The 12868-nt window shown below is 43.0% G+C and carries 11 protein-coding genes and 1 CRISPR repeat array; all 11 genes read left to right on the top strand.

Annotated features, from left to right (window positions below; translation table 11 throughout):
* The first annotated feature begins 168 nt into the window (after positions 1-168).
* On the top strand, positions 169-486 hold the full coding sequence (locus J7K40_07865; GenBank protein MCD6162314.1) for a hypothetical protein: 318 nt from the start codon (positions 169-171) through the stop codon (positions 484-486).
* A 45-nt stretch (positions 487-531) separates the two neighbouring features.
* Complete coding sequence (locus J7K40_07870; GenBank protein ID MCD6162315.1) at positions 532-867, top strand: hypothetical protein; 336 nt, start codon at positions 532-534, stop codon at positions 865-867.
* A 356-nt stretch (positions 868-1223) separates the two neighbouring features.
* Positions 1224-3884 (top strand): CRISPR-associated helicase Cas3', encoded by a 2661-nt coding sequence (gene cas3 / locus J7K40_07875; GenBank protein MCD6162316.1) that lies wholly within the window; start codon positions 1224-1226, stop codon positions 3882-3884.
* Positions 3885-3893: 9 nt separating this feature from the next.
* Positions 3894-5405, top strand: coding sequence for a type I-E CRISPR-associated protein Cse1/CasA (casA, locus tag J7K40_07880; protein ID MCD6162317.1), 1512 nt, complete (start codon positions 3894-3896; stop codon positions 5403-5405).
* The gene (gene casB, locus J7K40_07885; protein MCD6162318.1) at positions 5402-5914 is read left to right on the top strand and encodes a type I-E CRISPR-associated protein Cse2/CasB; all 513 of its coding nucleotides are present in this window, start codon (positions 5402-5404) and stop codon (positions 5912-5914) included. The genes casA and casB overlap by 4 nt, the downstream gene beginning before the upstream one ends.
* 2 nt (positions 5915-5916) lie before the next feature.
* On the top strand, positions 5917-7047 hold the full coding sequence (gene cas7e, locus J7K40_07890) for a type I-E CRISPR-associated protein Cas7/Cse4/CasC (protein MCD6162319.1): 1131 nt from the start codon (positions 5917-5919) through the stop codon (positions 7045-7047).
* Positions 7048-7049: 2 nt separating this feature from the next.
* Positions 7050-7751, top strand: coding sequence for a type I-E CRISPR-associated protein Cas5/CasD (cas5e, locus tag J7K40_07895; protein ID MCD6162320.1), 702 nt, complete (start codon positions 7050-7052; stop codon positions 7749-7751).
* Positions 7733-8383, top strand: a complete 651-nt coding sequence (cas6e, locus tag J7K40_07900; protein MCD6162321.1) for a type I-E CRISPR-associated protein Cas6/Cse3/CasE — start codon at positions 7733-7735, stop codon at positions 8381-8383. Before cas5e ends, cas6e begins: the two co-directional genes overlap by 19 nt.
* Positions 8384-8389: 6 nt before the next feature.
* The gene (gene cas1e / locus J7K40_07905) at positions 8390-9319 is read left to right on the top strand and encodes a type I-E CRISPR-associated endonuclease Cas1 (GenBank protein MCD6162322.1); all 930 of its coding nucleotides are present in this window, start codon (positions 8390-8392) and stop codon (positions 9317-9319) included.
* Positions 9201-9497 (top strand): type I-E CRISPR-associated endoribonuclease Cas2, encoded by a 297-nt coding sequence (gene cas2e, locus J7K40_07910; GenBank protein MCD6162323.1) that lies wholly within the window; start codon positions 9201-9203, stop codon positions 9495-9497. Before cas1e ends, cas2e begins: the two co-directional genes overlap by 119 nt.
* Before the next feature lie 99 nt (positions 9498-9596).
* Positions 9597-11725: a CRISPR direct-repeat array (repeat unit 28 nt; unit sequence GTATTCCCCACACACGTGGGGGTGAACC).
* 134 nt (positions 11726-11859) lie between these two features.
* A complete protein-coding gene (locus tag J7K40_07915) occupies positions 11860-12354 on the top strand; it encodes a hypothetical protein (GenBank protein ID MCD6162324.1) in 495 nt (164 codons plus the stop codon).
* Positions 12355-12868 lie beyond the last annotated feature (514 nt).

Raw genomic sequence — 12868 nt, forward strand, 5'->3', positions numbered from 1 at the left:
GTCGCCCAACATCCCGCTGCTCTATGGGTTATGAAATAAGCAAGTTTCGATTGTTGGGTATTATTTTAAGAACTCTATGAAAAAAGCCGGATAGTAGTGTATAATATGTTATCTTAATGCAAGCTGCACTTAGTATAAAATATTCAGTATTATAGGGAGGAAAATTATATGCGTGCTAACAAAACCATAATGATAATAATAATTTTAAGCTTACTTTCCGGGTCGACTCACGCCTTGAATTTGAATCCTTTTAATAACCAGCGAAAAGACTTTATTTTTGATGTCGGTTATGGACTTGGATTCACTAAAGTCAGCTCGGAATACTATGGTATTTCCAGCAATACAATAAAAGGGGCGTTTGACCTTGAAGGTAAAATTGGTTTTGCTCCAAATAATCAGTTTCGGGTTTATATGGTTAATAAGATGTCCATTTTTGATGTGCCCAAAATGGTGGATGATTATGGAAATTACTTCGATAAGATGTAAGGCGAGGGATTATCATCGGTTTTTTACATTATTGTTAGTCCTCTTGTGCTGCCGTTTATTCCATATATGTCAAGCCATTCCACTATTGGTTTTGGAGCCAGTTATTATTTTGAGAAGGAAGCTCCTAGTTTATATTTAGATGGCGGGTTTGGCGGCAGTATTATTTACAATCCACTTGAGGATAGAACAATGGGAGGACGGGGATTTTATATTGGCGCTGGGTATGAATTTCAAAGACATTGGAGTATTAAGTGTGATATAATGCGGGGTCAATCGGTTACGGAAAAAAGTAGTGAAAATTATGGAAATACATATGATATTGAAGAGCCTAAGGCAGAAGCCTTAAGCTTATTATTAACGATGAATATGGTTTTTTATTAAGAATTCCAGTGCTGTCAGGTCCCCGTACCCGACAATATAACATCGATAAAAAAATACTGTTGGGCAGGGGCACCCGACAGCACAGAATTCATTATGATTGAAATCCTGCTTGGAATTTATACGCTCTTACCATCATAACAAAAGTATTATTTTTCTTCTACTGACAGGTTCTGTCAGTAGGATTTTCTATATTTAATATATGAATATATGATTAAATACTTGAAAAGGAAATAGTCATATCTATATTTATTCGGAGAAGTAGGAGCATTATAGAAAATGCAATAGCGCAAGAAGTAATTAACAAAACGCTGTTTATCAATAACTCTTAAGAATTGCATACATATGAGGATTTTAAAATGTTTAAAGCCGAAACTGTTTTCTGGGCAAAACTAAACAGAAAAGATTCGTCCTATCATCCTTTAATATGCCATATGCTCGATACGGCTAATGCTGCCGGTGTCTTATGGGATGTGTCTTTTGCGAATGCTTTAGCGGCCAATTGCAGTGCGGCAAGCGATGAAAACACTAAGACCGTATTTGCCTATTGGGCTGGCTTGCATGATATCGGCAAGGCTACGCCCGCATTTCAAGAGCAAAGTAAAATCCATGAAAAATGTTTGAAAAATGCCGGCTTTGTTTTTCCCTCTTTATGCGGCCAGAAAATCAGTCATGGATGCTTAACAGAATACATTATAAGAAAATCTATTCAGGAAGAAAATTGTAATATTTTAAAGAAACAAAAAATTATATTAAAACGCATTGCAATAGTTCTTGGCGGTCATCATGGGAAATTTCCGAGGGATGAAGATAACCGGTCGATAATTGCTGTTGGGGACAACCAATGGAATACGGCGCGCAGTGAACTTATAAACAGCTATAATAATATAATCAAGTCGGAGGCAATATATCAAAATACCGCTTCTGTTTTTGTCAACAACTCTATGCTTATTCTGTTGGCCGGTCTGACATCCGTTTCAGATTGGATTGCCTCCAACACTGATTTTTTCCCTTATGAGATAAAGAGCTATGACAGCAATTCGCTTGATTTAAACGAATATTTTTCACGTTCACAGGAGCTGGCCCAAAAAGCAATCAGCAGCTTAAATTGGGAAAGAAAATATTCGGGTGATGTTATCAAGGGATTCGCCGAATTGTTTAGAGATATTTCATCTCCCAATCCTCTTCAGGTCAAGGTCATTGAGAAAGCCATAAATCTTAGAGAAAAGACAATGGTCATTATCGAAGCCCCAATGGGGGAGGGTAAAACCGAAGCCGCCTTATATCTTGCCAACTGTATGAGAACCGGCTGCGGCAATAATGGCATATATGTTGCGCTACCGACTCAAGCCACAAGCGATCAGATGCTTGACAGGGTAGGTAATTTCCTTAAAGCAAGTTTTCCGGGTGATAGTATCAACCTGCATCTTCTTCATGGCAATTCACTGTTCAATAAATCATACAAAGAAATAATTGTCCGGTCTGTAGATTGCGATGGAGAACATGAAGCATCCCTAAAAGCGTCAGAATGGTTTCTTCCCAAAAAAAGAACTCTGCTGGCTCCATACGGCGTTGGTACTGTAGATCAGGCGTTGATATCGGTTTTGCAGACAAAGCACTATTTTGTGCGTCTTTTCGGTTTGACGAATAAGGTTATTATTCTTGATGAGATTCATGCTTATGATACATATACAACAACTCTGATAGAAAGACTATTGGAATGGCTGTCATCATTGAATTGCTGTGTTATTTTGCTTTCTGCCACTCTGCCAAAAAATAAAAAGCATAAATTGATAAAATCATTCAATCCTAATATTGAACAGGAGCAAATACCTGATTCTAAATATCCGGCGATTACCATAGTTAAGAATCGCAGCATAGAATCAATCACTTTTGAATCTGCTTCAGGCAAGGAAATTATGCTAAGATGGATCGAGCCTGCGGATTTGGCAAGCAGATTATCCGAATCGCTTGAGGATGATGGACATATTGCTGTTATCTGCAATACCGTTGGAAAAGCACAAGCCGTATTTCAGGAAATAGAAAATGACGAACGCTTTTCGAAATTTGTCATGCGGCTTCTGCATGCCAGGTTTCCTTTTAGGCGGCGCCGGGAATTAGCGGATGAAGTAATCGGACGTTTCGGAAAAAAACAACAACCGAAAGGTCCATCGATTTTAGTATCGACCCAGATAATCGAACAAAGTCTTGATATTGACTTTGATTTAATGATAACAGAACTGGCTCCGGTCGACCTTATCCTGCAAAGGATGGGGAGACTGCATCGCCATGATAAGGATAGGCCATCATCCTTGAGAAAACCGGAACTCTGGATTATTAAACCTGAAATAGACAAAGACGGAAAGCCCGATTTCGGCGGGTCCGGTTGTGTCTATGATAAATTCATCTTGTATAAAACATATCTGACATTAAAAAGTTTAGCGGCCATTTCTATTCCGGATGATTTACAGACTCTTGTTGAATCGGTTTATGATGAAGACAGTGGACATCAAGAATTAAGCCGAAACGAAAAAGATACATTAAGCAATTTCTATGATGAATATTTAGAAGATATTAATAAACTCGAAGAGATAGCAAAAAATTGCTTAATCCGTCCGCCATCTTTTAACGGCAATATACTCACTGAGTATTTTCAAGATTTATTAGAGGATGACCCGGATGCTCATCCCATGCGCCAGGCTTTAACCCGATATGGCCCGCAGTCAATTAAGGCAATATGTTTGCATTCGACGGATAACAGCAAAGACCATCCCGCGCTTCACGAGGAACCCGACTTTAATATGACCAGGAAGCTAATACTCGATTCGGTTCCTATCTCTCATCCGGCAATTGTCCGGTGGTTGAAGAATCAGGAGTTCCCCAAAGCATGGCAAAAGCAGTCTGCTCTTAGAAATTACAAGTATTTGATATTTCATTACAATATTTGCGATATCAAAGACGAGAACATCAGATTAACGCTTGATGATAAATTAGGGCTAACAATAACCAAAATTGAATAAAGGAGGTATATGAAAGCATCATTTAATCTTCTAACGGAACGATGGATTCCCTGTATTACAGAGCAGGGTAAATATGAAGAATATTCTATCAGGGATGTCCTTCACAAGGCGCGGCAAATCAGGGAAGTACACTCTCAATCGCCTTTGGTAACGATAAGCATATATCGCTTACTGCTGGCGATACTGCATCGGGTTTTAGGGCCGCCATCGGAGGAAGCCTGGGGCGAGATTTACGAATCCGGCGAATGGGATTTGGACGCAATCGACAGCTACCTTGATCAATGGGAAGACCGCTTCGACCTTTTCAGCGAGGAGTATCCGTTTTATCAGGTTAGGGATTTCCCGAAAAAAAAAGAAACATCAATATCCAAAATAACTCTTGAATTTGCTTCTGGCAATAGCGACACTTTATTTGATCATAATTATTCCAGCAACGATTTATATCTTACTTCTTCTCAAGCAGCTTGTTATTTACTATCTTCCCAAATCTCAGGATTGACTGGAAATAGCGCTTCAATTTATCGAGAGTTCGGTATTATCTTTGTAGGTATGCTCATTATTTTACATGGTGATAGCTTCTGGGAAATATTAACAAAAAATTTAGTGCCCTACAATGGAAAAGACCGGCCATTTGAAATTAACCCTGAAGACTCTCCAATCTGGGAAAATGATAACAATAATTTTACTTTTAATAAAAAGCCGCCTCAAAAATATTCAATTGGCTACTTAGAATATCTGACTTATCAGCATCGATATATTCAACTATTCCCTGAAAGCAGCCAAGGTGATACCATTGTAAAAAAAGTAGGTGTAGCTCAGGGATTAAAAATGCCAGAAAATTGGTTATATGACCAATTTAAAATATTCAACTTCCCAGATAAAGGAAAACCGAGCGCATTAAAGATGTCTAAAAATAAAGCATTATGGCGCGATTATGATGCTCTTCTGGGCAATAAGGGAGGTTATAAATTGCCTGAAGTAATTAGAAAATTTCGCGAAATGGTTTTAGAAAATGATATCGAAAAAACCAATTCGGATGATTTAGAGGTTTTTGGCATCTCTAATTATCAAGCTAATGTATTTATGTGGCGCCATGAACGCTTACCCCTGCCTTTCGCCTTGCTCGATAATAAAACTGCGCTTGGCAACTTATCTATTTGTCTAAGCGATGCTGAAAATATTGCCAAGTCCTTAAATACAACTATTTACATACTTAACAGCGAACTGGGCGCTAATCGCAAAGATGACCATCCGCCTATTGATAAGAACTCAATCGAACAGGCTTACTGGAATTACCTCGAACCAAAGTTCTTCGAGATTCTGGATATTTTGCCCGCCGATGGCGAAAAGGCGAAAGAAATATGGTTAAAAAACACTGAAGAGGCGGCGAAAAAGGCTTTCGAGGAGGGAGTAAAATCATTGCGGTTCACTGCCCGCGCCTTGAAAGCTATTACATTAGCTAGAAAAAAACTAAACATTGAATTGTGGAAACTTCACAAAGAGGAGGATGGAATCGAATGAACAAATCCGAGTTTGTAAAAAACTGCCTTGAAAACCGCCGAGAAGACAGGGCTGTTATGGCTAATCTTCGCCGAGGCCTCGGCAAGAAGCCGGGAACGGCTATCGAGATGCTGCCTTATATCTGCCCCTATCTTGGCGAAAAGAAAGCCGCTAATGATGCCAAGTTTATTATCGCCTCGCTTTTCGCCTGGCATCCGGAACCAACGAACAAAGGAAATATGGGCGATCATTTTAGAAGGATTAAAATGGCTTTCAATGACAGCGACAGCATCGAATTAAGATTTCAGGCATTGCTGAACGCTCATGACGATTCACTGCCTTATCACTTAAGGCAGGCTGTAAGCCTCGCCAAAGCCAAGGATATCCCGATTAATTATCATCAGCTTTATGATGATATCATTCGTTGGGGGCATCAGGATAAATATATCCAGCAAAGATGGGCTAATAGCTTTTGGGCTTATCAAGCTGACACAGAAGAAAATCAAAATAGTAACGAACAAGGAGAATAGAAATGTTAGTAGAAATTCATATTTTACAAAACTTTGCGCCATCATGCCTAAACCGCGACGATACCAACACCCCGAAAACCTGTGATTTCGGCGGCTATCCGCGCGCCCGGATTTCATCGCAATGCACTAAAAGAGCGATAAGAACATCGGATGAATTTAAAAACCGCCTGGGCGAAAATATCGCTATAAGAACTAAGCGTCTTCATCAAAATGTGAAAGCAAAACTTGCCGAAGCAGATATTACGGATGAGGCAGTTGACGACATCATTTCCAATCTTATAGCTGAATTATACAGTAAGATGGATAAAAAACATAAAGATACTACTTCAGTAGCGCTTTATCTCAGCAATAAGGAAATTGATTCAATCGTAAACGCTATTAGGGATAATTTCACGGAGCTTGCAAATAAAAAAAATAAGGATGCCGCTAAAAACCTCGCCTCTGAACTGAAAACTAAAATAAGAGACGCTTATGCCGCTGATATTGCTTTGCATGGCAGAATGATGGCTGAAAAGCCTGAATTTAGTATCGATGCCGCCTGCCAGGTAGCGCAATCAATTTCCACAAATAAAATAAACACGGAAATGGATTTCTTCACCGCCGTTGATGACCTTCTTCCCAAAGGCGAAACCGGCGCCGGCATGATGGGCATTGTCGAATACAACAGCTCATGCTACTACCGCTATGCCAATGTCGATTTACGCCAGTTGATGCACAACCTGCGCAATGATGAAGACCTTGCCCGCAGAACCCTCGAGGGGTTCCTTCACGGCGCTATAATGGCAATACCCACCGGCAAGCAAACCAGCATGGCCGCCAATAATCTTCCCAGCTTTGTATTTACCGTTGTAAGGGATAACGGACTACGCTGTTCGCTGGCTAATGCTTTCGTCAAACCGGCTGCTCCCGATTATAAAAATAGCCTCATAGAAAATTCGGCAGACAAATTAGATAAATTCTGGGGTAATATCCAAAAAGCTTACGGTTCGGACGGCATTAAGACTATGGCAGTTTGCCAGATAGGAATGGATAAGCTGGATATTCTGAAGGCTTATGAGGTCGAAAGCATAAAATCGCTGATTGAAAAAACGATGTTGGCTGTCAAGTTTGAAGAGCAAACCACGGAGAAATAATTATGAGCGTCTTATTATTGCGGCTGGCCGGTCCTATGCAGTCATGGGGGACGCAAAGCCGTTTCACCGAAAGAGATACCGGCAGGGAACCATCCAAAAGCGGCATCATTGGCCTTATCTGCGCCGCTTTGGGACGAGACAGATCTGCCGATATTGCCGACCTCAACCAATTAACTATGGGTGTCCGAATCGACCAGGAAGGCAAAATCCAAAAAGACTACCATACAACTATGAATTGCTATCAAGCTCATGGCAAAGGGTTGAAGAACAACGTATCAAACAGATATTATCTTGCCGATGCCTGCTTTTTAACGGCTTTGGAGGGCGAACACAAATTGCTTTCCGAAATACATGAGGCTTTGCTAAATCCGCACTGGCAAATCTATCTCGGCAGAAAGTCATTTGTCCCGTCACTGCCGGTGTGGATTAAAGACGGTGTATTTGAAAATAAAACTATCGAAAAAATATTTAGCGAGTATGATTGCTATGTATTCAACAAAAAATCAATCGTAAAACCCGAAGAAGATAAGGTCAAATTGAGATGCGTTGTCGATGCCGAATTCGGACGGCATGATTCTGTCAGAGATGATAAGCCCGTTTCGTTTGAAAGCAGAGAGTTTAAGCCTCGCTATGCTAAAACCTATTTCACGGAGATTGACAGCGATAAAGTTAAGGAGGTGAAATTATGTTTCTCTCCAGGCTAATCCTTAATTCGGCATCTCGTCAGGTGTGCCGAGAATTAACAGATTCTTACCAGATGCATCGCACTATCATGACAGCTTTTCCCGACCACCTCGAGGGTTTATCCGAAAGAGTTCTGTTTCGTGTCGATACCAGCCATGCTGAAAGGAAAACCTTCCTCTTGGTGCAATCATTGACCAAACCAGATTGGGATAACGGCTCGCCTGCGTTTTCACGGAATGGATCTAATAGCTATCTGTTATCCGAACCGGAAGTGAAAGAGTATAATCCTCAGTTTAGTAGCGGGCGAAAGTATTTCTTTCGTTTGCGGGCGAATCCAACTTTTAAGAGAAAGGGCAAGCGCTTAGCCTGGCTGAGTGAAGAAGATCAATTACAGTGGCTTATCAGAAAAGGCGCTGCCGCCGGATTTAAACCCGGCTCTGTAATTATCGTTCCCGAAGGAGCTTTAAGAAGCCGCAAGCACAGCGCCCAAAGCTCTGATTCCAATCACACTCACAATATGAATTTCCTTTCGGTGAGATTCGAGGGCGATTTAATTGCAGTCGATTCCGATGCCCTGCTAAGCGCCTGCAAAAGCGGGATTGGCAGCGGCAAAGGATTGGGGTTCGGATTATTGTCTTTAATTCCAAGGTAGGTTAACATGCGAAGCTTTCACGAACTCCCAAGATTCTCCGATCGATGGTCATTTCTGTACTTCGAGAAATGCAAAATTGACAAAGACGCCAGCGGACTGTTTTCTCATGATATAAAAGGTAAAGTCCCTTTGCCTATAAATCAGCTTAGCTTATTGATGCTGGGACCCGGCGTTTCGATTACTCACGCCGCCGTTAAACTGCTGGCTGAAAATAATTGCCTGATTGCCTGGGTAGGCCAGGACGCCATCAGAATGTATGGACACAGCACAGGCGGAACATACAGTTCTAAAAGAATGATTGAACAAGCTCGTCTGGCGTCATTTCCCGAATTGCGAATATCTGTCGCCAAAAGAATGTATCAGCTTCGTTTTGATGAGGATATTCCCGAGAATGTGACAATAGAGCAGCTAAGAGGAATGGAGGGCATAAGGGTCCGCGAGGCTTACGGAGACCTTGCCCTGCGTTATAATGTTGAATGGAAAGGACGCAATTATGACCAGCAAGACTGGTATAAATCAGACCCTTTAAATCGCGCTCTTTCTGCGGCTAACGCCTGTTTGTACGGGATATGTCAGGCGGCTATTATTTCGGTGGGGCTGTCGCCCGCTCTGGGTTTTGTACATACCGGCAAGATGCTGAGTTTTGTTTATGATGTCGCCGATTTCTATAAAACCGACCTGTCAATTCCTATCGCTTTTAAAACGGTATCCGAAAACCCGGAACACCTCGAACGCGAGGTGCGGGAAGCCTGCCGGTTTGATTTTCACTTGTCAAGATTGATGGAACGAATCATTCCTGATATAATGGAGGTTTTCAATGTTGGTGATAATCTTAGAGAAAGCCCCGAAGAGTTTGAGGGGAAAATTATCACGCTGGCTGATAGAACCAAAGACTGGGGTATTTCTGGGAAATCTCTCGAAGAGGGTGAGGGATGAGTTGCTGAAAAAATTAAAAGCCGAGCTTTTAGTTGGAGCCGCAACGGTAATCTGGAGCTATCCGAATCCGCAGGGATATTGCTATGAAACGATTGGCAATCCAACCCGTAAACTCGAGGATTTTGAAGGACTGGCGCTAATTAGAATAAAGGAGGATGCCGGGCGAAAAACCAAATAGTATCTTGATGATGTAAGGCGGGTTACGCTTATTATCAAAAAGATATTGCTTTATTTGGTTTTATTTACTTATTTGAAAAGTACTGCTAATATGTTTAGAGTATTCCCCACACACGTGGGGGTGAACCTGCTGTGTGCTTAAGTGAACTTCTATTGGTATTAGTATTCCCCACACACGTGGGGGTGAACCGTGTTGCCGATTCGGTATCATACAATATACCGTTGTATTCCCCACACACGTGGGGGTGAACCGATTACGGTAGTGTTATTATGTATCGCAGGTTCAGTATTCCCCACACACGTGGGGGTGAACCGCATCATGCTATAGAGTTTATTGCGGATGTCGTGTATTCCCCACACACGTGGGGGTGAACCGCGGGATAACCCACCGGTTTGCTCATACCTGCCGTATTCCCCACACACGTGGGGGTGAACCGAGGGCATTTTGAAAACATTTTCGATAGGATTCGTATTCCCCACACACGTGGGGGTGAACCGGCAGGTCTTGCCAAAAGGAAAATCATCAGTCCCGTATTCCCCACACACGTGGGGGTGAACCGCCGTCATCGTCCCAGATTTTTCGATGTATAAGGTATTCCCCACACACGTGGGGGTGAACCGCAATTATAATCTGCTGTATGAAGACCGCGAGTAGTATTCCCCACACACGTGGGGGTGAACCGGCAAAAAAGAGATACATATTGATGCTTGTGATGGTATTCCCCACACACGTGGGGGTGAACCGGGAAGATGGTTTTGGGTTTACTGGAGCGAAAAAGTATTCCCCACACACGTGGGGGTGAACCGATTTCACATGGAGTGATGTGGCTGACGGTAATAGTATTCCCCACACACGTGGGGGTGAACCGGGGCATATTTCCCTTAGCCTTTTATCAGAACCAGTATTCCCCACACACGTGGGGGTGAACCTTAAATCCCTCGAATGAAAAGCTACAATTTGAGTATTCCCCACACACGTGGGGGTGAACCTCGCCGGTTTTTCAAAAACGATGCGTCAGCTGGCGTATTCCCCACACACGTGGGGGTGAACCGCCGCCATGTTATTATAAAGATGACAATTTTTAAGTATTCCCCACACACGTGGGGGTGAACCTGTCGCTGTCGTTTTCTAAAATAGACCCGTCGTAGTATTCCCCACACACGTGGGGGTGAACCTATCGGCGTCGGTCAAAACTTTCAGGTTCTATCAGTATTCCCCACACACGTGGGGGTGAACCTTGGGCAAGCCTTTGACAGGAAAACCCTTGACCCGTATTCCCCACACACGTGGGGGTGAACCGACAAAGCATTCTATCGGGATGCACAGGGTCGGCGTATTCCCCACACACGTGGGGGTGAACCGAAGGAAGCAAGGGATTTAATTATTAAGCCAAACGTATTCCCCACACACGTGGGGGTGAACCGACGGAGTGAGTGTGCTGGAATTAGCACGACGAAGTATTCCCCACACACGTGGGGGTGAACCGGCGATGTTGGCGGATTGATAGAGTTCGAAAGCAGTATTCCCCACACACGTGGGGGTGAACCAGGAGAAGGTTCATAATGCCTAATTATAATCACAGTATTCCCCACACACGTGGGGGTGAACCTGAATCACTGTCATCCGTAACATGCTTATAAATAGTATTCCCCACACACGTGGGGGTGAACCGGACGACTTCTTATCAGTCTTCATATACGATGGTGTATTCCCCACACACGTGGGGGTGAACCGGTAAAATTTTTATCGGGATTAAATGATGGTGATGTATTCCCCACACACGTGGGGGTGAACCGATAGGCAGAGGAATACGGATACATCCGGATAAAGTATTCCCCACACACGTGGGGGTGAACCGCGGAATTTAGTTCTTGCTCTCAATACCCGCCGGGTATTCCCCACACACGTGGGGGTGAACCTATCGCTGTCGTTTTCTAAAATAGACCCATCGTAGTATTCCCCACACACGTGGGGGTGAACCGAGCGACCGAAGGGAGCACCTAAGGGCGCCCGTTGTATTCCCCACACACGTGGGGGTGAACCGGCGGGTGCGATAGTTTGGGCGTTGACCGGAGCGGTATTCCCCACACACGTGGGGGTGAACCTTTCAATGTCGCCTTTGAATCAATTAATTCAATCGTATTCCCCACACACGTGGGGGTGAACCGGCTGAACAGACGGCAGCAATACCGGCTGATGCGTATTCCCCACACACGTGGGGGTGAACCGGGGAATAATCGCTCTTTTTAACCAATTAATATATTATGATAAAAATGTATTTAATGGGGAACAATCATATATATTTGAATGTATATTGATATTAATAATGATAGTTAATTAGCAAATCTAAAAAGGAGAAAAAATGAAAAAGACTATGTTCGTATCAATAGCCGCAATCTTTGTAATTGCCGCCGTTTCCGCTTATGCCGGCTGTGGAGGCTGCAGCTCTAATGCCAAAGCTGATATTTCTAAAGGCAATCAAACAAAAGCAGCTGCCGCCAAAGCCGCCAAATCGGATGCTATTGCCATTGTTTGTTCGATGGTTAAAACCGATGGGCATGTTTGCGATGACGCCTGTAAAACCATGCTGAAAACTAAATCGTCTGCCGCCGCTTGTTGTGATGTTAACAGTCCCAATGCGCTATGCTCGCCGAGTTGCGCCATGATACAAAAATCAACCGCTAAAAAGGCTTCTGCGGCTAAACATATATGCGATGCAGGATGCGCCAATTGCTGTATGTTAATGTCTAAACCGTCTTTAAAAGATACCGATACAGCCTCTCCGAAAACCATCAAGAAAACGAAAGAGATTAAAAAGTTTAAAACATCAGATACTAAAACAAAAAGCAAAAGCTAAATATGAGAATGTAAATAGATATTAGCTGTTCTCAGTAAGTTAATTCTGCTGATAGCAAACAAAGGTCTTAGCGCCTATAAGCCATCATCAGAATGCCGCAATTATCAATAATATTCCCGGCAAAGGAGGTTGCCAGGCCAATTAGACAGCCCCTGCAGATTATACGGGGGCTGTTTTTTTCTAAAGGGTTGACCACTACTGTCCGGCCTTTTTTATAGGGTTCTTAAAATAATACCCACCAATCGAAGCTTGCTTATTTCATAACCCATAGAGCAGCGGGATGTTGGGCGACTCCGATAAACATCGGCACTTCATCTTTTATTTTGTTAAATATTTCGAGCTAAGATTTTAGTAATTGATTTTAATTTGATGATTACCCATTTGCGTCATTCCCCCGCCGCGGCGGGGGAATCCGGGAATCCTCCAGCGGCGGACGGGGCTATTTGCTAAACCAATGGCGGATAGTAAAAATACCGTGCCCCGTGTCCGCAGACAGGCGGGCGCCGGCAGGCAG

This window comes from Candidatus Zixiibacteriota bacterium (assembly GCA_021159005.1).
Taxonomy (GTDB): Bacteria; Zixibacteria; MSB-5A5; order UBA10806; family 4484-95; genus JAGGSN01.